21 protein-coding genes, 1 tRNA gene and 1 pseudogene are annotated in these 23,415 nt (G+C 62.1%); 16 read left to right on the top strand and 7 right to left on the bottom strand.

The window, feature by feature from the left end; all coding sequences use genetic code 11:
• Positions 1-9 precede the first annotated feature (9 nt).
• From V7787_RS05510 to V7787_RS05450, 13 genes and pseudogenes are all read left to right on the top strand, one after another.
• Complete coding sequence (locus tag V7787_RS05510) at positions 10-627, top strand: CDP-alcohol phosphatidyltransferase family protein (protein WP_064490923.1); 618 nt, start codon at positions 10-12, stop codon at positions 625-627.
• A gap of 12 nt (positions 628-639) precedes the next feature.
• Positions 640-1,950 (top strand): ATP-grasp domain-containing protein, encoded by a 1,311-nt coding sequence (locus V7787_RS05505; RefSeq protein WP_064490922.1) that lies wholly within the window; start codon positions 640-642, stop codon positions 1,948-1,950.
• 59 nt (positions 1,951-2,009) lie between these two features.
• Positions 2,010-2,753: a PEP/pyruvate-binding domain-containing protein gene (locus tag V7787_RS05500; RefSeq protein WP_336086332.1), complete on the top strand. Its 744-nt coding sequence runs from the start codon at positions 2,010-2,012 to the stop codon at positions 2,751-2,753.
• Positions 2,754-2,776: 23 nt separating this feature from the next.
• Positions 2,777-2,905, top strand: a pseudogene (locus V7787_RS05495) (IS5/IS1182 family transposase); the annotation flags it as partial.
• Positions 2,906-3,160: 255 nt separating this feature from the next.
• Entirely contained in the window at positions 3,161-4,882 is a 1,722-nt protein-coding gene (locus tag V7787_RS05490) for a tetratricopeptide repeat protein (RefSeq protein ID WP_336086330.1), read from the top strand.
• Between the two features lie 4 nt (positions 4,883-4,886).
• Positions 4,887-5,504 (top strand): lipoprotein insertase outer membrane protein LolB, encoded by a 618-nt coding sequence (gene lolB / locus V7787_RS05485; RefSeq protein WP_010951969.1) that lies wholly within the window; start codon positions 4,887-4,889, stop codon positions 5,502-5,504.
• Positions 5,505-5,508: 4 nt separating this feature from the next.
• Positions 5,509-6,369 carry a 4-(cytidine 5'-diphospho)-2-C-methyl-D-erythritol kinase gene (gene ispE / locus V7787_RS05480; RefSeq protein WP_019750445.1) on the top strand — a complete coding sequence of 287 codons (861 nt, stop codon included), beginning with the start codon at positions 5,509-5,511 and terminating at the stop codon, positions 6,367-6,369.
• 20 nt (positions 6,370-6,389) lie between these two features.
• A tRNA-Gln gene (locus V7787_RS05475) sits at positions 6,390-6,464 on the top strand.
• A gap of 48 nt (positions 6,465-6,512) precedes the next feature.
• Positions 6,513-7,454: a ribose-phosphate pyrophosphokinase gene (locus V7787_RS05470; RefSeq protein ID WP_003247410.1), complete on the top strand. Its 942-nt coding sequence runs from the start codon at positions 6,513-6,515 to the stop codon at positions 7,452-7,454.
• A 118-nt stretch (positions 7,455-7,572) separates the two neighbouring features.
• On the top strand, positions 7,573-8,166 hold the full coding sequence (locus tag V7787_RS05465; protein WP_003247411.1) for a 50S ribosomal protein L25/general stress protein Ctc: 594 nt from the start codon (positions 7,573-7,575) through the stop codon (positions 8,164-8,166).
• A gap of 79 nt (positions 8,167-8,245) precedes the next feature.
• Positions 8,246-8,830, top strand: a complete 585-nt coding sequence (gene pth, locus V7787_RS05460) for an aminoacyl-tRNA hydrolase (protein ID WP_003247413.1) — start codon at positions 8,246-8,248, stop codon at positions 8,828-8,830.
• Between the two features lie 24 nt (positions 8,831-8,854).
• Entirely contained in the window at positions 8,855-9,955 is a 1,101-nt protein-coding gene (gene ychF / locus V7787_RS05455) for a redox-regulated ATPase YchF (protein WP_003247414.1), read from the top strand.
• A gap of 176 nt (positions 9,956-10,131) precedes the next feature.
• A complete protein-coding gene (locus V7787_RS05450; protein ID WP_064490918.1) occupies positions 10,132-11,844 on the top strand; it encodes a SulP family inorganic anion transporter in 1,713 nt (570 codons plus the stop codon).
• A gap of 18 nt (positions 11,845-11,862) precedes the next feature.
• On the opposite strand, the gene V7787_RS05445 is transcribed toward V7787_RS05450, so the two are convergent.
• From V7787_RS05445 to ycaC, 7 genes are all read right to left on the bottom strand, one after another.
• Positions 11,863-12,885 (bottom strand): DUF2955 domain-containing protein, encoded by a 1,023-nt coding sequence (locus V7787_RS05445; protein ID WP_020190536.1) that lies wholly within the window; start codon positions 12,883-12,885, stop codon positions 11,863-11,865.
• The gene (locus V7787_RS05440; protein WP_020190535.1) at positions 12,875-13,972 is read right to left on the bottom strand and encodes an HlyD family secretion protein; all 1,098 of its coding nucleotides are present in this window, start codon (positions 13,970-13,972) and stop codon (positions 12,875-12,877) included. The genes V7787_RS05445 and V7787_RS05440 overlap by 11 nt, the downstream gene beginning before the upstream one ends.
• Entirely contained in the window at positions 13,969-15,483 is a 1,515-nt protein-coding gene (locus V7787_RS05435) for an efflux transporter outer membrane subunit (RefSeq protein ID WP_064490917.1), read from the bottom strand. The genes V7787_RS05440 and V7787_RS05435 overlap by 4 nt, the downstream gene beginning before the upstream one ends.
• Before the next feature lie 3 nt (positions 15,484-15,486).
• A complete protein-coding gene (locus V7787_RS05430) occupies positions 15,487-16,584 on the bottom strand; it encodes an AI-2E family transporter (RefSeq protein ID WP_064490916.1) in 1,098 nt (365 codons plus the stop codon).
• 40 nt (positions 16,585-16,624) lie between these two features.
• On the bottom strand, positions 16,625-17,821 hold the full coding sequence (locus V7787_RS05425) for a monovalent cation:proton antiporter-2 (CPA2) family protein (protein WP_064490915.1): 1,197 nt from the start codon (positions 17,819-17,821) through the stop codon (positions 16,625-16,627).
• A 36-nt stretch (positions 17,822-17,857) separates the two neighbouring features.
• Complete coding sequence (gene ppk2 / locus V7787_RS05420; protein WP_064490914.1) at positions 17,858-18,673, bottom strand: polyphosphate kinase 2; 816 nt, start codon at positions 18,671-18,673, stop codon at positions 17,858-17,860.
• A 106-nt stretch (positions 18,674-18,779) separates the two neighbouring features.
• Entirely contained in the window at positions 18,780-19,400 is a 621-nt protein-coding gene (gene ycaC, locus V7787_RS05415) for an isochorismate family cysteine hydrolase YcaC (protein ID WP_010951959.1), read from the bottom strand.
• Positions 19,401-19,607: 207 nt separating this feature from the next.
• Here ycaC and V7787_RS05410 point away from each other — a divergent pair, with 207 nt between their 5' ends.
• The 3 genes from V7787_RS05410 (at position 19,608) to V7787_RS05400 (ending at position 23,033) form a co-directional block, all read left to right on the top strand.
• Complete coding sequence (locus V7787_RS05410; protein ID WP_064490913.1) at positions 19,608-19,997, top strand: YybH family protein; 390 nt, start codon at positions 19,608-19,610, stop codon at positions 19,995-19,997.
• Between the two features lie 92 nt (positions 19,998-20,089).
• A complete protein-coding gene (locus tag V7787_RS05405) occupies positions 20,090-21,589 on the top strand; it encodes a purine-cytosine permease family protein (RefSeq protein ID WP_004575698.1) in 1,500 nt (499 codons plus the stop codon).
• A 13-nt stretch (positions 21,590-21,602) separates the two neighbouring features.
• Positions 21,603-23,033, top strand: a complete 1,431-nt coding sequence (locus V7787_RS05400; protein ID WP_064490912.1) for an aldehyde dehydrogenase family protein — start codon at positions 21,603-21,605, stop codon at positions 23,031-23,033.
• Positions 23,034-23,415: the final 382 nt, after the last annotated feature.

Here is a 23,415-nt window from a genome sequence, read left to right as displayed (position 1 = left end):
GAGAACAATATGCCCACATTGGCGCGTGTGTTTCCGTTCGTCCGTCTTTTGGATTTGGCGAACATATTAACAATGTTCAATATCGGCCTGGCCTTCGGTACTGTTTATTTTGCGTTGCAAAGACGGTTTGTTCTGGCGGCGACGGTGATTTGCCTGGCCGCGATGCTCGATTTCCTTGACGGCCACATAGCCCGGCGCTACCTGGCTGCGAACAGCGCGCAACGGGCCTTCGGCAAGCATCTAGACAGTTTTGCCGACTTGCTCAATTTCAGCATCACGCCAGCCCTTGTCATCCTAATCCTCGACCAGTCTCTTTCGGCCACGCTGGCCGCAGTAACTCTGGTTTTCACGGCCATTTTGCGGCTATCGCTGTTTGGCATGCCCGGCACATCGGCTGGCGGGGGATATCAGGGGCTACCCACCACATATTCAGGATTTGTCTTTGCGCTGGCGCTGATGGGGTTATCGGCCGGGCATTACGGTGCCGGTGTGATCGTCGGCCTAATGGCCCTGGTCGGCATCCTCCAGGTCACCAGCTTGAGAATTCCCAAGTATGGCGCACCTTCGACGGTCGCTTGCTTCGCAATGCTGTTCGGGCTCAGCACTATTTACTTTCATCCCTGGTAATCCGAGGTTCCAATGAAACACGTGGTTTTCGTCGACAGCACCGTAAGCGGCCTGCTGGCTTTTGAGGCAGCCAAACGGCTTGGCTGCCACGTCACCTTCATTCATCAGCGCGACGCCTCGTTCCTGACGATCTCGATCAAGGACGACACCTCCCGTCTCGAGCCTTACCTGCGATATGTGGATGCTTATTTGCGTATCGATAATCTGGAAGGCGGCGAATTCAGCCGGTTGTTGGCCAACCTGCACGCAGAGCGCCCTATTGACGCCCTGATCTCTACCTCTGAAGCAGCCATAGTACCGGTGGCGCGGGAGGCCCAGCGCATCGGCACCCTCTACCCGAGGTACGAAGCTCTGTGCGGGGCGGTATACAAGAGTCGACTGCGCGAAACGCTGCGGGCACACGGACTACGCTCTCCTGATTTTGAAGTACTAAGCGAGGAGCAACTGATCAATGGGGTCGTTCCGAGTTTGTCGCTGCCATTCGTTGTCAAGCCGACCCGAGGGTTCGCCAAGCAGTTTTCCGCCATTTGCCATAGCCAGACCGACTTTGACGCCTTTCTCGCCGAGCTGCGCCAGAGTCGCAAGGGTGCTGATCCTATGATCGACCACTTGGTAAGCCGCGACTATCTGGTCGAGCAATACATCGACGGTACATTGCATTCAGCGGAAGTCATCGTCCAGGACAGCAAGGTCTCCTGCTTTGCGACCACCATCCGTTTCCGCGCCGACTATAGCGAAATATTAGAAATGACCGCGACCATGCCGTCAGGCCTTGACGCAGCACAGCGCGACGAGATCAAAGCATATGTGCAGGCAGTGTTCAGCGCTCTGGGGCTGGATTTTGGCCTTTATCATGTTGAACTGTTGCGCGATGCCAAAGGGCCCTGTCTAGTGGAGATCAACGCACGCATGATGGGTAGCGTAGCGCCGCAGATGTACCGGATGCTGACCGGCATCGACCCGTTCGAACTGCTAGTCCGTCTGCACCTGGGCGAGCCCATTCTAATTGACGACTCAGTGCTTCAGCGCGCAGGTAGCGTCGTAACTGTCGCCTCCCGCAATGGCGGTCATATCGCCCACGACTACGACCCCGACACCCTACAGCCATTACTGGACAAGTACGCCATCCGGTTTTGCACCGCCCACGTTGCGCCTGGCCAGGCGGTAAACGTCTATAGCGGCAACATCGGCACAATTGGCCACGTCATCGTTGAGGACGACTGCCCCCACTCTGCGGCGAAAAAGGGCAATCGCTTCCTGCGCGAGCTGTCCTCACTTTACGGCCTTGAACTCGCGACTTATACCGGCGCCGAGTTGGCTTAAACCTGACATGAACTGACAGCCCCCTGCAACGGACTGATTCGACTGATTAGGGAAGACATATGCACTCAGTAAATCCTTCTCCCGTGTTCGCTTTTTCCGGCAAGGCCGATACCCTGCAGCAACTGGCACCACTTCTGAGCACCGGGCAAGTGTTGCCCCTTCGTCGATTCACCGTGGCACAGTGGCGGGAGGACTGGCAGGCAGTGATCGCGCACTGTCAGGCGTTCTTTGGCGATGAGCCGCTGATTGTACGATCCAGCTGCCTGGCCGAAGACCGCGACGGCCATTCCGGTGCAGGAATGTACGCGTCAGTTCTAGATGTGTGTGGCGGCCAGGCACTCGGCGAAGCCATCAAGACGGTGATCGCCTCCTACGGCCTAGCTCGCGAGCGCGATGAGGTGCTGGTGCAGCAGATGGCGAGAGGAGTATTGGCCAGCGGAGTGGCGATGACCCGTGATCCAGAGACGGGTTTGCCATATTACGTAGTTGACTATGTACCAGGTGCCAGCACTGACGGTGTCACTAACGGCAACGAGACTGTGCATGCTTTCGTCTCCCTTGGCAGCGAAGCGGCAAGCGAGCCTGCGGAATTACCAGGGCTGTTTGCGTTGCTCGAAGAGGTACAAGTTCTAACCGGGCGCGATGCCTTGGACATAGAGTTCGCGATCACTGTCGATGGCCCTCTGCTATTCCAAGTGCGTCCCATGACCGCAGATGGGCCCCGTAATGCCAGCGCACTTGCCGACGCCCAACTACGCGGTGCGACTAACCCTGACGGTAGATTCGAGGATCGCGGCGGATAAATGGCTCAAGGTTTTTCAGGCTGCACGTGGTTGAAAACGCCTTCGCCCGGTTGAAGCACTAGCGGGCGGCCGCATCGCGCTTCGACAAGCTCAAGCGGAATTATGAAAGCGCAGTGGCCATGGCCTGCGCCTTTCTTTGGCTACCCATGTGAAACGGGAACAGCCCCTAACTCCGCACATTACGCTTCTCATGGCGCTTGTGCTTTCCCATTTCCTGCTTCCAGGGACGTAAAATATACAGGCAGGGGCTGGGTCATTGCGTCAGAAGCCCCCTCGAACCTCTCCCCCACCCCGCTGTCCTACTCAGCACCACCCAGCCTGTAAACCACGACCTTCGCAGGTGGGTTTGCCTCCGCGCTTGTGTCATCATGCTCCGACCGCCGGTGAGTCCTCCTATAAGCCTTTCTATGAACAAACCATACGCATTGCTGCTTGCCTTCGCCCTGCTCCAGGGCTGCCAAAGCCTGGCCCCGCAAAAGGCCGAGCCTCCCGTCGCCGAAGCTGGCAAGGGCGAGGCGGAAAAGCCCGTGGTGTATGGCTCGTTCAAGCAGGACACACTCTATAGCCTGTTGGTGGCAGAGCTGGCCGGCCAGCGCAACCGTTTCGACATCGCCCTGGCCAACTACACCGATCAGGCGGCAAAAACCCAGGACCCCGCAGTTTCCGAGCGAGCCTACCGCATTGCCGAGTACCTCGGCGCCGACGAGCCGTCACTGGAGAATGCACTGGTCTGGGCGCGCAACGACCCACAGAATCTCGACGCCCAGCGCGCCGCCGCCATCCAGCTGGCCCGCGCCGGCCGCTATGACGAGTCCATGGCCTACATGGAAAAGGTACTGCAGGGCCAGGGCGACACCCACTTCGACTTCCTCGCCCTGTCCGCAGCCGAAACCGACCAGAGCACCCGCGACGGCCTGCTACACAGTTTCGAACGCCTGCTGGTGAAATACCCCGACAACGGCCAGCTGATATTCGGCAAGGCCCTGCTGCTGAACCAGGACGGCAAGACCGAAGAAGCCCTGGAACTGCTCGAGTCGCACCCGGCACAAAACGGCGAAGTCGCCCCGATCCTGCTGCGCGCCCGTCTGCTGCAGGCCCTGGACCGAGGTCCAGAGGCCCTGCCACTGCTGCGCGGGGCGATTCGCGACAACCCGGACGACAAACGCCTGCGCCTGACTTACGCTCGCACCCTGGTCGAACAGGACCGTATCGCCGATGCCAAAGGCGAGTTCATCAGCCTGGTCCAGCAATACCCCGATGATGACGAATTGCGCTACTCGCTGGCGCTGGTGTGCCTGGAGAACAAAGATTGGGATGAAGCCGAAGGCTACTTGCAAGAGCTGGTCGAGCGCGACAGCTACGTTGACGCCGCGCACCTGAACCTGGGCCGCATCCACGAAGAGCGCCACGACCCTGCTGGCGCTCTGCGTGAATACGCCCTGGTCGGCCCGGGCCCAGACTACCTGCCGGCACAGCTGCGCCAGGCCGACATCCTGATCGCCAACGGCCGCGGCACCGAGGCCTCGCGCCTGCTCGCCGACGCGCGCGAAGCCCAGCCAGACTACGCCATCCAGCTATTCCTGATCGAATCGGAAAGCTACAGCAACAACAACAAGGACGCCCAGGCCAACCAGGTGCTGCAACAAGCCATCAAGCGCTACCCGGACGACCTCAACCTGCTTTACACCCGCGCCATGCTGGCCGAGAAGCGCAACGATTTGACGCAGATGGAAAAAGACCTGCGCGCCATCATCGCCCGCGAGCCAGAAAACGCCATGGCCCTGAACGCCCTGGGCTACACACTGGCCGACCGCACCACCCGCTATGCCGAAGCCAAGGCGCTGATCGACAAAGCCCACCAGCTGACCCCCGATGACCCGGCAGTGCTCGACAGCCTGGGTTGGGTCAACTATCGCCTGGGCAACCTCGACGCAGCTGAAACCTACCTGCGCCAGGCCTTTGCCAACTTCCCAGACCACGAAGTGGCCGCCCACCTGGGCGAAGTGCTGTGGGCCAACGGCAAGCGCCGCGAAGCCCGCCAGGTATGGGCCAAGGGCTTCGAAGCCCAGGCCGACAGCCCTATCCTGCGCAAGACCCTCTTGCGCCTGACCGGATCCGAGACTCTTTAACGCCATGTTCCTGCGCCATTGCATCACCTTTACCTTGATCGCCCTGCTGGCCGGCTGCGCCGGCTTCGGTAGCCGTGAGGCCCTGCAGGGCCACGGCGACCCGCAACAGTGGCGCGCCCACAAAGCGCAGCTGAGCAGCCTCGATGGCTGGCAGATCAACGGCAAGGTCGGCATCCGCGCCCCGCGCGATTCCGGCAGCGGTACGCTGTTCTGGCTGCAACGCCAGGACTATTACGACATTCGCCTGGCCGGCCCGCTGGGCCGTGGCGCCGCGCGCCTTACCGGCCGCCCGGGTGGCGTGGTGCTGGAAGTGGCCAACCAGGGCCGCTACGAAGCCACCAGCCCGGAAGCCCTGCTGGAAGAACAACTGGGCTGGCAGCTGCCGGTTTCGCACCTGGTCTGGTGGGTGCGCGGCCTGCCCGCCCCCGACAGCAAGAGCAAGTTGACCCTGGATGGCGACAGCCGCCTGGCCAGCCTGGACCAGGATGGCTGGCAGGTGCAGTACCTGAGCTACACCGAACAGAACGGCTACTGGTTGCCCGAGCGCCTGAAGCTGCACGGCAAGGACCTGGACGTGACCCTGGTGGTCAAGGACTGGCAGCCGCGCCAGCTGGGGCACTGATCACATGCAAAAGCTCACCCTGCCCGCCCCGGCCAAGCTCAACCTGTGGCTGCACATCATCGGCCGCCGCGCAGACGGTTACCACGAGCTGGAAACGGTGTTCCAGTTTCTCGACCACGGCGACGAACTGAGCTTCGCCCTGCGTGACGATGGCGTGATCCGCTTGCACACCGAGATCGAGGCAGTCCCCCACGACAGCAACCTGATCGTACGGGCCGCACGCATGCTACAAGCTCAATCGGGCACCACGCTTGGCGCCGACATCTGGCTGACCAAGGTTCTGCCCATGGGCGGTGGCATCGGCGGCGGCAGCTCGGACGCCGCGACCACCCTGCTGGCCCTCGCCCACCTGTGGCAACTGGACTGGGACGAAGACCGCCTGGCCGCACTGGGGCTTAGCCTGGGCGCCGATGTGCCGGTGTTCGTGCGCGGCCACGCAGCATTCGCGCAAGGCGTAGGCGAACAACTGACCCCGGTCGACCCGATCGAACCCTGGTATGTCGTGCTGGTGCCGCAAGTGTCTGTCAGCACAGTAGAAATTTTTTCACATCCGCAGTTGACACGTGATTCTCTCCCCCTTAAGATGCGCCCCGTTCCCGAGGGAAACAGTCGAAATGACTGCCAACCGGTGGTAGAGCAGAATTACCCAGAAGTTCGCAATGCGTTGAATTCACTGGGGAAATTCACTGAGGCTCGACTAACCGGCACTGGAAGTTGTGTGTTTGGGGCCTTCCCAAGCAAAGCCGAAGCTGATAAAGTTCTGGCCCTTCTTTCAGCGACCCAAACAGGGTTTGTGGCCAAAGGAAGCAATATTTCGATGTTGCATCGTAAGCTGCAAAGTCTGGTCAAGAAGTCGAGCGCATGAGCGTTCGCAGCAACAGATACAGGGGCGTCGCCAAGCGGTAAGGCAGCAGGTTTTGATCCTGCCATGCGTTGGTTCGAATCCAGCCGCCCCTGCCATTTTCCTTATACTCATCCAGGTATACCCTCAGCCTTCAGGTACTGCGCGTGTCCAAGATGATGGTCTTTACGGGGAACGCTAACCCCGATCTGGCTCGGCGTGTCGTACGTCAGCTGCATATCCCTCTCGGTGACGTCTCTGTCGGTAAATTCTCCGACGGCGAGATCAGTACTGAGATCAATGAAAATGTTCGCGGTAAAGACGTTTTCATTATTCAGCCGACCTGCGCCCCGACCAACGATAACCTGATGGAACTGGTAGTGATGGCCGACGCCTTCCGCCGCTCCTCAGCATCCCGAATCACCGCCGTGATTCCCTACTTCGGATATGCCCGCCAGGACCGCCGTCCGCGTTCGGCACGTGTAGCCATCAGCGCCAAAGTCGTTGCTGACATGCTCACTGTCGTAGGTATCGACCGTGTACTCACCGTCGACCTGCACGCTGACCAGATCCAAGGCTTCTTCGATATCCCCGTCGACAACATCTACGGCTCGCCCGTACTGGTTGACGACATCGAAGACCAGCGTTTCGAGAACCTGATGATCGTCTCCCCGGACATCGGTGGTGTCGTGCGCGCACGCGCTGTCGCCAAGTCCCTGGGCGTCGATCTGGGTATCATCGACAAACGCCGCGAAAAGGCTAACCACTCCGAGGTTATGCACATCATCGGCGACGTCGAAGGGCGCACCTGCATCCTGGTAGACGACATGGTCGACACCGCCGGCACCCTGTGCCACGCGGCCAAGGCCCTGAAAGAGCACGGCGCTGCCAAGGTTTACGCCTATTGCACGCACCCTGTCCTGTCGGGCCGCGCAATCGAGAACATCGAGAAGTCGGTACTGGACGAGCTGGTGGTGACCAACACCGTTCCGCTGTCCGCCGCTGCTCAAGCCTGTGATCGTATCCGCCAGCTGGATATCGCACCGGTTGTCGCTGAAGCGGTACGCCGCATCAGCAACGAAGAATCGATCAGCGCGATGTTCCGCTAAGCGGGACACGTGTTGATGTGAAGCGCCCCGCCCCAACCTGTGTTGGGGCGGGGCTTTTTTGCCATCCCCGTTGGCGCTGGTCGCAAACGCCCTCGGGGGGCTATTTTGGAGAAACAAAATGACTGATTTTATTCTGAACGCCCAAGCGCGTACTGACCTGGGGAAAGGTGCGAGCCGCCGCCTGCGTCACTCGCTGAGCATCCCAGCCGTTGTCTACGGTGGTGATAAAGAAGCTCAATCCCTGACCATCCTGGCCAAGGAAATCACCAAGCTGTTCGAAAACGAAGCTGCCTTCAGCCACGTTATCGAACTGAACGTTGACGGTGTTAAGCAGAACGTCATCATCAAGGCCATGCAGCGCCACCCAGCCAAGCAGTTCATCATGCACGCTGACTTCGTTCGCGTCGTTGCTGGCCAGAAGCTGACCGCCAAGGTTCCGGTTCACTTCATCAACGAAGAAGCCCCGGTCAAGAAAGGCGGCGAGATCTCCCACGTTGAGTCCGAGATCGAAGTTTCCTGCGAAGCCAAAGACCTGCCTGAGTTCATCGAAGTTGACCTGGGCAACGCCGAAATCGGCACCATCATCCACCTGTCGGACCTGAAAGCTCCGAAAGGCGTAGAGTTCGTCGCTCTGGCCCACGGTGATGACAAAGCTGTTGCCAACGTTCACGCTCCACGCGTTGCTCCAGAAGCAGAAGGCGCTGCCGAGTAATCCACTCGCACGCCGGCGTTGATCGGGTTACAGTGCCGCGCGCACTGTAACCCACCAACTCCAAGGAAGAGCCCCTGACGTGACCGCCATCCAGTTGATCGTTGGCCTGGGTAACCCCGGCCCCGAATACGAACAGACCCGGCATAACGCAGGGGCTCTTTTCGTTGAACGCCTTGCCAGCGCCCAGCGTGTTTCGCTGACCGCTGACAAAAAGTATTTCGGCCTGACGGCTAAATTCAGCCATCAGGGCAACGACGTTCGTTTGTTGATCCCCACCACCTACATGAACCGCAGCGGCCAGTCCGTAGCGGCCTTGGCCAATTTCTTCCGCATCAAGCCGGAAGCGATACTGGTGGCACACGACGAACTCGATCTGCCCCCAGGCGTTGCCAAGCTCAAGCGCGGCGGCGGCCATGGTGGGCACAACGGCCTGCGCGACATCATCGCGCAGCTCGGCAACCAGAACGACTTCCACCGCCTGCGGCTTGGCATCGGCCACCCGGGTGACGCCAAACTGGTATCCAACTTCGTCCTGGGCCGCGCGCCGCGCGCCGAGCAGGAGAAGCTCGACGCCAGCATCGATTTTGCCCTCGGCGTGCTGCCGGACGTGCTTGCCGGCGACTTCGCCAAGGCGATGCGCGAGCTGCACAGCCAGAAGGCCTGATTTCCTTTAGAGAGGGGAATACCCATGGGTTTCAATTGCGGCATCGTCGGCCTGCCCAACGTCGGCAAGTCCACCCTGTTCAACGCCCTGACCAAGTCTGGCATCGCGGCGGAGAATTTCCCTTTCTGCACCATCGAGCCGAACAGCGGCATCGTGCCTATGCCCGACGCTCGCCTGGCTGCGCTGGCTGAAATCGTCAAGCCAAACCGCATCCTGCCGACCACCATGGAATTCGTCGACATCGCCGGCCTGGTTGCCGGTGCCTCGAAAGGCGAAGGCCTGGGCAACAAGTTCCTCGCCAACATCCGCGAGACCGACGCCATTGCCCACGTGGTGCGCTGCTTCGAAGACGAGAACGTGATCCACGTTTCCAACAGCGTCGACCCCAAGCGTGACATCGAGATCATCGACCTCGAACTGATCTTCGCCGACCTCGACAGCTGCGAAAAGCAACTGCAGAAGGTAGCCCGCAATGCCAAGGGCGGCGACAAGGATGCCTTGGCGCAAAAGGCCATTCTGGAAAAGCTGATCCCGCACTTCACCGAAGGCAAGCCTGCGCGCAGCCTGATGAAGCACATGGCTGACGACGAAAAGGCCGTCATCCGTGGCTTCCACCTGCTGACCAGCAAACCGGTGATGTACATTGCCAACGTGGCCGAAGACGGCTTCGACAACAACCCGCACCTGGACGTGGTCAAGGCCATTGCCGAGGAAGAAGGCGCGGTAGTGGTGCCGGTGTGCAACAAGATCGAAGCGGAAATCGCCGAGCTGGAAGACGGTGAAGAGAAGGACATGTTCCTCGAGGCCCTGGGCCTGGAAGAGCCTGGCCTGAACCGAGTGATCCGCGCCGGTTACGAGCTGCTGAACCTGCAGACCTACTTCACTGCCGGCGTGCAGGAAGTACGCGCCTGGACCGTTCGCGTCGGAGCCACTGCCCCGCAGGCAGCCGGCGTTATCCACACCGACTTCGAAAAAGGCTTCATCCGCGCTGAAGTGGTAGCCTATGACGACTTCATCCAGTTCAAGGGTGAAGCCGGTGCCAAGGAAGCCGGTAAGTGGCGTCTGGAAGGCAAGGATTACATCGTCAAAGACGGCGACGTGATGCACTTCCGCTTTAACGTCTAAGCGGTAACCAGCAGCACACACAAACCCCTTGAGGCTTGCGCTTCAAGGGGTTTTGTTTTGCCCAGACATGCGCGCCCTTGGCAGGGGCGGCCTTGTGTCGTGCCAGGCCGCAAAGCGGCCCCCGCCTTCAGCATCTAAGCTGAGGTTCAGCGCCCTTCTCGCCCAGAGCCGACACCATGCCCAAACCCACTCGTTTCGACTGGCAACGCTGGCTCCCCGGCCTGGTCACCCTGCTCCACTACAAGGCAGCCTGGCTACCCAAGGACATCGCCGCCGGCCTGGTTCTCACCACCATGCTGGTGCCTGTGGGCATCGCCTACGCCGAGGCTTCCGGCGTCCCCGGCATCTATGGCCTGTACGCCACCATCATCCCCCTGCTGGCCTATGCCCTGTTCGGTCCCAGCCGTATCCTGGTGCTGGGCCCGGACTCGGCGCTGGCCGCGCCTATCCTGGCTGTGGTGGTGCAATACGCGGCCAGCGACCCGCAGCGGGCGATCGCCATCGCCAGCATGATGGCCCTGGTCGCCGGGGCGTTCTGTGTGATTGCCGGGCTGCTGCGCCTGGGCTTCATCACCGAGTTGCTGTCCAAGCCCATCCGCTATGGGTACATGAACGGCATCGCCCTGACCGTATTGATCAGCCAGTTGCCCAAGCTGTTCGGCATCAAAGTCGACAGCGAAGGCCCCTTGCGCGACCTTTGGTACTTGGGCCAGGCGCTATACGCCGGCCAAGGGCACTGGCCAAGCTTTGTCGTGGGTGCCGGTAGCCTGGCGCTGATTCTGCTGCTCAAACCGTTCAAGCGCCTGCCGGGCATCCTGATCGCCGTGGTACTGGCGACGCTGGCAGTGAGCGTGTTCAACCTCGATCAGATGGGCGTCAAGGTACTCGGGCAATTGCCTCAGGGCCTGCCCGGCTTCGTCTTCCCCTGGGTCAGCGACATCGACCTGGTCGAGGTGCTACTGGGCGGGATTGCAGTGGCGCTGGTGTCGTTTGCCGACACCAGTGTGCTGTCACGCTCCTATGCCGCGCGCCTCAAGATGCGGGTAAACCCCAACCAGGAAATGTTCGGCCTGGGCGTGGCCAACGTGGCCTCGGGGCTGTTCCAGGGCATCCCGATCAGCAGCAGTTCGTCACGCACCCCAGTGGCCGAAGCTGCCGGCTCGCAGACCCAGCTCACCGGCATCATCGGCGCCCTGGCGGTAACCCTGTTGCTGCTGGTAGCGCCCAATCTGATGCAGCACCTGCCTAACAGCGCTTTGGCTGCGGTGGTGATTGCCGCTGCACTGGGGCTGTTCGAATTTGCCGACCTCAAGCGTATCTTCCGCATGCAGCAGTGGGAGTTCTGGCTGTCGTTCACCTGCTTTGTCGGCGTGGCGGTGTTCGGCGCCATTCCCGGTATCTGCATTGCAGTGGCGGTGTCGGTGATCGAGTTCCTGTGGGACGGCTGGCGGCCGCATTACGCAGTGCTCGGCCGGGCCGATGGGCTGCGCGGCTACCATGACATACAGCGTTATCCACAGGCCCGGCGTATTCCAGGGCTGGTGCTGCTGCGCTGGGACGCGCCGTTGTTCTTTGCCAACGCCGAGCAGTTCCAGAACACAGTGATGGCGGCGGTAGACGCGTCGCCAACGCCTGTGCAGCGGGTGGTAATTGCCGCTGAGCCTGTGACCAGTATCGATATCACTTCGGCGGACATGCTGGCCGAGCTGGACCGGGCATTGGAGGCGCGGGGGGTGGAGTTGCAGTTCGCCGAAATGAAGGACCCGGTGAAGGACAAGATGCGGCAGTTCGAGTTGTTCGAACATATGGGGGAGAAGGCCTTTCATCCGACGGTGGGCGCAGCGGTGGATGCGTACCTGGAAGAGAGCGGGGTTGATTGGCAGCCCTGAATTGCCTGGAGAGCGGGCTTAACCGCGAAGAAGCCCGCGCCGACTCCGAAGCCGGTCAATCCAGATCAACATGCCGCTGGCGTACACCGATACCGCCAGAAACAGCGCCATACGCACCGCAAATGCCTTGTACACATCCTGCCCACCTGCACTGTCCTGCACCGACTGCCCCAGCAAGATCAACATGGTCGTCAGGCAACTGACCCAGTACGCCGGGCTCTGCCGGCTCGGCACCGCCTGGTACAGGCGCCGAGCCTGCCAAAGGGCGAACAGCAGTACCCACAAGAAGAACATCCACAGGTGAACGAACAGGCTCAGCGCTACCCACAGCGCTATCGCCAACACCCCGGCAAGCAAGGTTGAACCGATCAGCTCCCGGCTGGCGTGCCGCGCGCGGGTTTCGCCTGCTTGTTGCCCCACACTCACGGCCTTCATGATCAACGGCATGTACTGGTCAGGGGCGATCAATGCCAGCAGAAAGGCCGGCATCACGATCAACGTGGCACGCAGCGCCACCCAGCTGACATGCTCGCTACCCAGCAGCGGCGGCACCGGCGGTGCTGGCGCATTGGCAGGTTCGGGGAACAACGTATGCGCCACCGACGTGCCCAGCACTGCCAGCAGCATGCCTTTGGCCAGCGCTTCGACCACCGACAATGCCAGGGTGAAGTCACTGGTGCCGGCAGCGGCGATCATGGTCAGGCCGATCACCAGCAGGTTGGCCAGCAAGCCGTTGCCGCCCTTCAGCGCATAGCGCAAGGTCAGGAAAACACCCACCCCAACCAGTAACACCCCAGCCAACGGAGCATGGCGCAACAGCGGAATCAGCAGCAACCCGCTGCCGCAAGCGAGCAGCACCAGTAGCGCCAGGGCCGGTGCTGCACGCAGGGGCAATGGCTGACTGCGCATGGCCAGCAACAGCACCGCAAACACCGGCGCCAGGATCGGCACCGGCAAGCCGATACCAAAGCTCACCGCCAGGCACAGCGCCACGCCCCAGGCCAGGCGCAGTGCGCGCAGGCGGCGCAATTCAATAGGCATACGACAGCCAGCTCATCAGCCACATGAACAACCGGCCCAGCAGGTTCAGTGGGTTGCCTTCGCTAGGCAGGGCCATGACCTCGGCCTGCCCACCGACCCGCAGCACGGTCTTGTCCTGAAGCTGATCGCGCTCCAGTTCGACAATCACCGGAAAGCGCTGCGCCGAACGCAGCCACTCGCGGCTATTCTGCACGGTCGGCAGCGTACCCGGCGGCGTGCTCTGGCCCACGCTCACGCCATAGCCAATGCTGCGTATACGCCCTTTCAACACAGTGCCCGGTAGCGCATCGAGCACCACCAGCACCGGGGTTTCAGGGCGCAAGCGACCGAGGTTGTTCTCGGTCATGTCGGCACTTATCCACACGTCATGGATACTGATCAGGGTCATCATCGGGCTACCTGCCCCGACATAGTGGCCAACGTCTGTGCGCAGGTCGGTGATCAGCCCGTTTGCGTCGGCACGCACCACGGTACGGGCAAGGTCCAGGCGCGCCTTTTCCACATTGGCCGCAGCACTGCGCAGCTGGGCGTTGTCTTCCTGTGCCCCGCCCTGCTGCTCACGGGCGCGCTCCACCTCGGCGCGGGCTGCCGCCACTTGGCTGATGGCCTGGTCGCGGGTGGCCTGGGCTCCTTCCAGGCGGCGCACCGACACCGTACCGGGGTCTTCGTCAATCAGCCGTTTGAGGCGCTCGGCGTCCTGCCGCGCCTTGCGTTCGTTGGCCTGGGCGGCCACCAGCGCTGCCTGCGCCGAATCGATACCAGCGGTACTGGCGCCGATCTGCCGGCGCACGGTATCAAGGTCGGCTTCGGCGCGGGCCAGGGCAATGCGGTACTGCTCCTGATCGAGTTCGAACAGCACATCGCCCTGGCGCACCTCCTGGTTGTTGCCCACGGCCACACGCTTGATCTGCCCGGCCACTTCGGCGGCCACCGGGACTACGTAAGCCTGCAGGCGAGCTTGCTGGGTGTACGGCGTATAGCGGTCAGCCAGCAAGTACCAGAGCAGGCTGACGGCAATCAGCAGCAGCACCCAGCGCATGCCGCGATCCGGGGCTGACGGGGGCGGCGTGGGCGTGGCGTCGCTCATTCGGTTTCACCTTGTGCATGCGCGGTGTGGGCTGGCTCGTCGAGCAACTCGCCCCAGTCGGTGCGTTGCTGCATTTGCTGGCGGGTGGCCGGGTCGATCGGCGCGCGGCTGGCGTCCCAACCACCACCCAGGGCCTTGTACAACGTCACCAGGCTGCTGACCGCGTTGCCACGGCTGACCAGGTAGCCGTCCTGTTGCTGCAACAGCAGTTGCTGAGCATCGAGCACCCGCTGAAAATCGGCGAAGCCTTCGCGATACTGCGAGCTGGCCAGATTCAGCGAGCGCTGTGCAGCCTGAGAGGCCTGGTCGCGAATGGTTGCACTCTGCAGCGAGCGCACCAGCCCGCTGGCAGCATCGTCGGCCTCACGGGCGGCTTCGCGCACGCCCTGCTGGTACAACTCGATCAGTTGCTGCAAGCGGGCATCTTCCACACGTACGGTGTTCTTGCGCCTGCCATAGTCGAACGGGTTCCAGATCAGGCTTGGGCCAGCCGCCAGGTCGAAGGTGTCGGGCAGATGATTGGCCGATAGGAAGGTCCAGCCGATACTGCCGAGCAAGCTCAGCTGTGGATAAAGATCGGCCTCGGCCACCCCGACCAGCGCCGACTGCGCCGCCACTGCCTGCTCGGCGGCGCGGATGTCCGGGCGGCGCTGCAGCAGGCTGGCAGGTACATCCTGCAACACTGCCCGGTTGGGCAAGGGCAGTTGGCCATGCCCGGCCTCCAGCTGCGGCAGCGGCCCGGGCGGGCGGCCAAGCAGCGAGCACAGTACGTTGCGCAGGGCGTTGAGCTGGTTCTCGAACTCGGGAATGGTGGCCAGGGTCGCCAGGTATTGAGTACGCGCCTGCTGCCAGTCGAGCTCGTCGTTTTCGCCGTGGCGGAACAACCGCTCGGTAATCTCCAGGCTACGCGCCTGGCGCTTGGCGTTCTCTTGTGCGATCGCCAGCCGCGCTTCGGCGGTACGCAGGGCAAAGTAGGTGTCGGCCACTTGCGCACGCAGCAGCAGCATGGCATCGGCGTAGTTGGCCTGGGAGGCGAAGTAGACGGCATCGGCGCTTTCGATGGCGCGACTGAAGCGGCCCCAGAAGTCAATTTCCCAGCCGATGTCGAAGCCCACGCTGGATTGCCAGAACACCGAATCACGGGCCGAAGGCGTACCAGACTGATTCTGCTTCAGGTACAGGCTTTGCGCACTCAGTTGCTGCAGCTGCGGATAACGCCCGGTCTGCACGATGGCCAACTGGGCACGAGCTTCAGCGATACGCAGGCCAGCCACGCGCAGGTTGGTGTTGTTGGCATCGGCCTCGGCTATCAACGCGTCCAGGGTCGGGTCGGCAAACACCGCCCACCACTGGCGCAGGTCGGGCGCCGCCGCGCTGCGCCCTGCCTGCTCCAGCATTGGCGTGCTCCAGCCGTCCAGCCACGGCGCTTGGGGCTTCTCGAAATCCGGACCAACCTGAGTGCAACCGGCCAGCACCATCAGCAGCCCCAGGCCATAGCAGCGGTTGGGCATGGCCTAGGCGGCAGGGGGTGCCGGTTGCTCCGGCACCTGCAGCGCAACCCATTGCCAGAACAGCACGTACGTCACGCCGAGGATTACCGGGCCGATGAACAAGCCGATGATGCCTTTGACCACCATGCCGCCCAATGCCCCGATCAGTACCACCGGCATCGGTACATCAACCCCGCGCCCCAGCAGCAGCGGCTTGAGCACGTTGTCGGCAAGGCCGGCGACGAAGGTGTAGATGGCAAAAATGATGGTCGCCACCGTGAAGCCTTCGGCGTTGAACACATAAATGATCACCGGCAAGGTCACCAGCGTCGCCGGGGCCTGTGCAATGCCCAGCATGAGGATGACGATGGCCAGCATCCCGGCACCGGGAACCCCTTTGATGACAAAACCAACACCGATCAGCAGCATCTGGATGAAGGCAATGCCGATCACCCCTTGTGCCACCGCGCGAATGGTGGCCGTGCACAGCGTGGCCAAGGGTTTACCGCGCTCTGCGCCTGAAACCCGCATGGCGATGCGTTGGGTAGCGATTTCACCTCGTTCACCGAAGGCCATGATGACCCCGGAAATGATGATTGCACCGATGAACAGAAGAAAGGCCCCGCCGGCGCTGGCCGCAGCGCCCAGCACCGTTAGCCCGGCCCCCTTGATCTGGGGCATCCACTGATTCAGTACACTGGCCATGTTTTCGGAGGCCGCCAACCACAGCGCGTGCACCTTCGGCCCGATCAGTGGCCAGGCCGCCACGGAATCAGGCGGGACCGGCACGCTCCAGGCGCCGCTCTTGAGTAGCGTCACCAGGCTGTCCACCGATTCGCCGATGGACATCACTACCAGGTAGATAGGCACCAGCAGCAGCACCAGAACCAATAGCACCACCAGCGTCGCCGCATAGCCTTGCTTGAGCCCGGTGCGGCGCTGGATGCGGCAATGCAACGGGTACAAGGTGACCGCCAGAATCACCGCCCACAGCATCAACTCCAGGAACGGCTGGAACACCTGGAAGGCGAAGATCACCAAGGCTGCCACCAGACCGGCCTTGATCAGCACATCGAGCAAGCCCCGCGAAAGGGCGCTGTCCAACTTGAAACTCGACTGCATGATTCATCTCCCGATATTCAATGCACCAGCACGGCGCAATTCACTGCCCCGTTTCAGGGGATGCCTGCACAGGGCTGTCATCGCGCAGCTGCCGCGCCAAGGCCATCATGACCAAGGGCACCACCGCCATCGACAAGGTGATGGCCAGCACCAGCAGGTCGTGTACTGCTTGCGTGAGCACTTGGTGCTCCAGCGCCAGCTTGAACACCACGAAGGCGAACTCGCCCCCCGAAGCCAGCACCACGCCCAGGCAGAGCGCCTGGGCCTTGTTGAGCCCACCCATCGTGCGCCCCAGGCCATACAACAAGGGCAGCTTGATGGCGACCAGCAGCAACGTCAGGCCCAACACCATCAGCGGCATGCCGAACAGCAGGCGCAGGTCGGCACTCATACCTACGCCAACGAAGAACAATCCAAGAAACAGGCCTTTGATCGGCTCGATCTGGGTTTCCAGTTCGTGGCGAAACGGCGACTCGGCCATCAGCACACCGGCCAGGAAGGCCCCCAGCGCCATCGACACACCCACATGCTCCATCAACCAGGCGGTGCCCAGCACGACCAGCAAGGCCGTGGCGGTCGACAGTTCAGGCAGGCCCGAACCCACCGTCCACTTGAATATCGGGGTCAGCAGATAACGGCCAAAAACAATCAGCACACCAATGCCGACAACCACAGCCAGCAAGGGCCAGGCACCTTCGTCAGCAGTGCTGACATCGCCACCGAGCAGCGGCACCACGGCAATCAAGGGAATGGCGGCAATGTCCTGGAACAGCAGGATGGCCACGGCCATGCGGCCATGAGGTTTGCCCAGGTCCTTGCGCTCGGCCAGTACCTGCAAGCCAAAGGCAGTGGACGACAGCGCCAGGCCCAGGCCCAGCACGATGGCGGCAGGTTTCGATTGGTCGAACAGCCAGAATGCCAGTAGCCCAAGCAGCACAGCGGTCAGCCCCACTTGCAAGCTGCCGACGCCAAATAGCGCCCGGCGCATGGTCCACAGACGCTTTGGGGACAGCTCCAGGCCAATCACGAACAACAGCATGACCACGCCCATTTCCGACAGCCGCGCCACGTTGTCCGGGTTGCCGAGCAGGCCAAACACCGACGGACCAATCAGGATACCCGCCAACAGGTATCCCGGTACTGCGCCCATTTTCAGACGCTGCGCCAGCGGTACCAGAAGTACCACCGCCAAAAGGAATACCACCGTCGCCTGCAACAGGCTGCCGTCATGTGGCATGAGCTCGTACCTTCGCAGCTCCCTGCTGGGAGGGGTTCAGAAGCGTTCTTCGACGAACTTGAACGGGTAGGCGACTGCCTTGTACTTGCCGATCTTGCCGCGTTTGGGCAGCTTCACCTGCTGGTCGCGGGTTATGTCCTTGTAGGGAATACGGCTGAGCAGGTGGCTGATGATATTCAGCCGGGCGCGACGTTTGTCGTTGGAATTGGCCATGAACCACGGTGCCCAAGCGGTATCCGACGCCTGGAACATTTCGTCACGCGCTTGGGTGTATTCATCCCAGCGGCTATACGACTTGAGGTCCATCGGCGATAACTTCCACAGCTTGCGGCCGTCGTTGATGCGGTCCTGCAGGCGCCGGGTCTGCTCATCGGCGCTGACTTCAAGCCAGTACTTGATGAGGATGATCCCCGAATCGACCATGACCCTTTCGAACACAGGTACACCGGCCAGAAACTTGTCCACTTGCTCACCAGAGCAAAAGCCCATTACCCGCTCAACGCCCGCTCGGTTGTACCAACTGCGATCAAAGATCACCACTTCGCCCGCCGCTGGCAGATGGCCCAGGTAGCGCTGCAGGTACATTTGGGTCTTTTCCCGCTCGGTCGGTGCGGGCAGGGCCACCACACGGAACACCCGTGGGCTGACACGCTCGGTAATGGCCTTGATGGTGCCGCCCTTGCCGGCGCCATCGCGGCCTTCGAAGACAATGCATACCTTCAGGCCCTTGGCCACCACCCACTCCTGTAGCTTCACCAGCTCTACATGCAGATTCTTGAGCGCTTTTTCGTAGGCCTTGCCGCCCAGTTTTTCTGGCTGTTTTTGGGGGGGCTTCCTGGACGGCTTCGACATGACACGCTCCTGAAGGCTGATGAAGAGTGAGTATGGTCGATTAATGCCAGTTTGCCGCTTCGCTTGCAGATTGATGTGGGGGCTGTCGTGCAGCCCCCGGGAGGCACTATTTGGCCAGCTTGTTGTAGCTGGTCATCAGGTTGCGGTAGTCCGGGATATGGTTGGAGAACAAGGTACCCAGCCCTTCGATGTCGTTGCGCCAGTCACGGTGCAGTTCGCAGGCCACGCCGAACCAGGTCATCAGTTGCGCCCCGGCAGCCTCCATGCGTCGCCAAGCCGAGTCACGGGTCAGTTCGTTGAACGTGCCAGAGGCGTCGGTGACGACGAATACCTCGAAGCCCTCCTCCAATGCCGACAGGGCCGGGAAGGCCACGCATACTTCAGTGACCACACCAGCAATCAGCAGCTGCTTCTTGCCGGTGGCTTTTACCGCTTTGACGAAATCTTCGTTGTCCCAGGCATTGATGTTGCCCGGACGTGCAATGTAGGGGGCATCAGGGAACTGCTCTTTCAGTTCCGGCACCAGCGGGCCGTTGGGCCCAGTCTCGAAACTGGTGGTGAGGATGGTCGGCAGCTTGAAGTATTTGGCCAGGTCGGACAGGGCCAACACGTTGTTCTTGAAGCGGTCGGGGTCGATGTCCCTTACCAGCGAGAGCAAACCGGTCTGATGGTCGACCAGCAGTACGGCTGCGTTGTTCTTGTCCAGACGCTTGTATTGGAAGGCCACGGTGGATCTCCTTGCTTCAGCGGGTTGGGAGTATCAGCGTAGGCAAGGATGGGGGGTGAGAGAGACCGTCAGTCGGCTTGCCTGTCCTGGCGCCCCCATCACTTCACAAATTCCTGAACTGATTATTTGCCGCCAGCGATTTTTCCCCTCGCCCACCGCCACCAGAATCGCTTCACCACAATCACAATAAACCGTGAGGCCACTCCCGTGGACCAGACACTTCAAGTGCGGCAAGCCGCCGCCGACCTCGTCGCGGCGTTCGCCAGCAACGACACCGCCCGCTATTTCGCTTGCTTCAGCGAAGACGCCACCTTTCTGTTCCACACCTTGCCGTATCCGCTGCTGTCGCGTCGCGCCTATGAAGAGCTCTGGGCCCAGTGGCAGGCCGAGGGCTTTACCGTGCTTGCCTGCGAATCGGGCAACGCCCATGTAAGCCTGCAAGGCGACGTGGCTGTGTTCATGCACGATGTGGCCACGCGTATCCGCATCGGCGGTGAAGAACACCCGTTGAGCGAGCGCGAGACCATCGTCTTCCGTCGCCATAGTGACCTGTGGCTGGCCTGCCACGAGCACCTGTCGGTCGTAACACCGGCCTGATCACCCTTTACGCGGCGCTGCCGCCCTGCCATCGCACCCACAAGAAGGCCCGCGCACTGCGCTGGCTACAACAACCGCGCTGGAGCACCACCATGAGCCACTCGACCGGTATCGAGACCAACGGCGTCGAACAGATCCCCGCCGATCAACGCGACGCCTCCCCGCTAGACCTGTTCCGCCTGATCTTCGGCGGTGCCAATACCTTCGCTACCGCCGTACTGGGCAGCTTCCCGGTGCTTTTCGGGTTGTCTTTCCAGGCGGGTGTGTGGGCGATTCTGCTTGGCGTTGGCATCGGCGCGCTGATCCTTGCACCGATGGGGCTGTTCGGCGCGCTTAACGGCACCAACAACGCCGTTTCATCGGGTGCGCACTTTGGTGTACACGGGCGCATCGTCGGCTCGTTCCTGTCGCTGCTTACGGCGGTGGCGTTTTTCTCGCTCTCGGTGTGGAGCTCGGGCGATGCGTTGGTCGGTGGTGCCAAGCGCCTGGCCGGCCTGCCAGAGACCGACCTGACCCTGGGCCTGGCCTACGGTGTGTTCGCGGTGCTGGTCCTGGTGGTATGCATCTTTGGCTTCCGCTTCATGCTGTGGGTCAACAAGATTGCCGTTTGGGCCTCGAGCCTGCTGTTCCTGCTGGGCATCGTCGCCTTTGCCGGGCCCTTCGATGCCGGCTACGCAGGCAGCGTAAACCTTGGCCAGGCAGGCTTCTGGGCTGCGTTCGTCGGCGCGGCGATCTTGGCCATGAGCAACCCGGTGTCGTTTGGCGCCTTCCTGGGTGACTGGTCGCGCTACATTCCACGCGAAACCCCCAAGGCACGCATCATGCTGGCAGTGATCGCGGCACAGGGGGCGACGCTGATTCCGTTCCTGTTCGGCCTGTGTACGGCCACCCTGGTCGCCACCCAGGCGCCCGACTACATTGCCGCCAACAACTATGTCGGCGGCCTGCTGGCGGTAGCGCCAAGCTGGTTCTTCCTTCCGGTGTGCCTGATTGCGGTGATCGGCGGCATGTCCACCGGCACCACCGCGCTGTATGGCACCGGCCTGGACATGTCCAGCGTGTTCCCGCGCCTGCTCAGCCGTGCTGGCGCTACGCTGCTGATCGGCGTGCTGGCGATTGGCTTCATCTTCATTGGCCGCTTCACCTTCAACCTCGTGCAGAGCGTATCGACCTTTGCCGTGCTGATCATTACCTGCACCAGCCCGTGGATGGTGATCATGATCCTTGGCCTGATTACCCGCCGCGGCTTCTACCACGCCGACGACCTGCAGGTATTCACCCGCGGCCAGCGTGGTGGCCACTACTGGTTCCTGCACGGCTGGAACTGGCGCGGCATGGGGGCGTGGATCCCCAGCGCGGCGGTTGGCCTGTGCTTCGTCAACCTGCCGGGGCAGTTCGTCGGCCCACTGGGTGACCTGGCGGGCGGCATCGACCTGAGCCTGCCGGTCACGCTGGGGCTGGCTGGCGTGCTGTACCTGCTGTTGCTCAACCTGTTCCCTGAACCTGCTGGCGTGTATGGCCCCCTGGGCCCGCGATGGGTGCGTTGCAAAAGCACCGCGCATACGCCTGTGACCACCGCCGAAATGGCCTGACTGGAAACCGACCATGACCACTTCCCACTATATCGCCGGCCATTGGGTCGAAGGCCAAGGCAGCGACTGCATCAGCGTCAACGACCCTGCGCTGGGGCAACCGTTCGCCGAGCTGATGGCCGCCAGCGTGAGCCAGGTTGACCAGGCCGTCGCCGCTGCCCGCAGCGCCCTGCCCGCCTGGAAAAGCACCAGCGCCAGTGAACGTGCCGCCTTCCTGCGTGGTTTTGCCGAACAGCTCGGGCAGCGCCGTGAAGCGCTTGTCACCGTGCAGATGCGCAATAACGGCAAACCGCGTCACGAAGCGGAAATCGACCTGGATGACGCCATCGCCACCTTTGGTTATTACGCCGAGCTGGCCGAGCAGCTGCCATCGAAAAACCGCACTGTGCCGCTGGCTGCGCCGGGTTTCACCGCCCGCACCCGTCTTGAACCGGTGGGCGTGGTCGGCCTGATCGTGCCGTGGAACTTCCCGTTGGTGACCAGCGCCTGGAAACTTGCCCCGGCCCTGGCCGCCGGTTGCACCGTGGTGCTCAAGCCTTCAGAGGTCACCCCGCTGATCGAGCAGGCCTACGGCCAGATCGCCGACGCCCTGGGCCTGCCCGCCGGGGTGCTGAACATCGTCAACGGCAAGGCCGAGACCGGCGCCGCACTGAGCAATCACAATGGCCTGGACAAGTTGTCCTTCACCGGTAGCAACAGCGTCGGCAGCCAGGTGATGCGCAGCGCTTCGGCGCAGTGCCGGCCGGTGACGCTGGAGCTGGGCGGTAAGTCGGCCATCGTGGTGTTCGATGATTGCGATGTCGACCAGGCGGTGGAATGGATTGTTGCCGGCATCAGCTGGAATGCCGGCCAGATGTGTTCGGCCACATCGCGGCTGCTGGTGCAGGACGGCATTGCCGATGCACTGCTGCCGCGCTTGCAGGCGGCACTGGAAAACCTGCGGGTGGGTAATCCTTTGACCGAAGAGGTCGACATGGGCCCGCTGACCAGCCAGGCGCAATGGTTGAAGGTGGCCAGCTACTTTGCCACGGCGCGGGAAGAAGGTTTGCAGTGCCTGGCCGGCGGCCATGCACTGGACCGTGAAGGCTGGTTCGTCAGCCCGACGCTGTATACCGATGTGCCGAAAGACAGCCGCCTGTGGACCGAGGAAATCTTTGGCCCGGTGCTCTGCGCACGGCGCTTTGCCACCGAGGAACAGGCCATTGCCGAAGCCAATGACAGCCGCTTCGGGCTGGTGGCTACAGTATGCTCCGCCGACCTGGAACGCGCCGAGCGCGTGGCCGATGCGCTGGAGGTTGGCCATGTGTGGATCAACTCGGTGCAGGCGGTGTTCGTCGAAACGTCATGGGGGGGCACCAAGGGCAGCGGGATCGGCCGTGAGCTGGGGCCTTGGGGGTTGTCGGCCTATCAGTCGGTCAAGCACGTAACCCGCTGCCTGGGCTGATATCGCAAGGGGTCGCGTAATGGCACCGGCTCTGCCGGTGTTCGCGGGTAAACCCGCTCCTACACGGCGGCCTGTGTCCAAACTCCGGTGTGTGTCCACCCCCGATCAGGTGTAGGAGCGGGTTTACCCGCGAATACGGTAGCGGCGGCAACGGTGAACGGCGGGTGGAGATTGGCCAGCAGGGCCGGCCTCTTCGCGGGTGAACCCGCTCCTACACGACGGCCTGTGTCCAACCCCCGAGGTGTGTCCACCACCAATCTGCGTAGGAGCGGGTTTACCCGCGAATACGGTAGCGGCGACAACGGTGAACGACGGGTGGAGACTGGCCAGCAGGTCCGGCCTCTTCGCGGGTAAACCCGCTCCTACGGGGATTTTCACAGTT

Source organism: Pseudomonas sp. CGJS7 (assembly GCF_036961695.1).
This window is presented reverse-complemented; position numbering and strand designations above follow the sequence as displayed.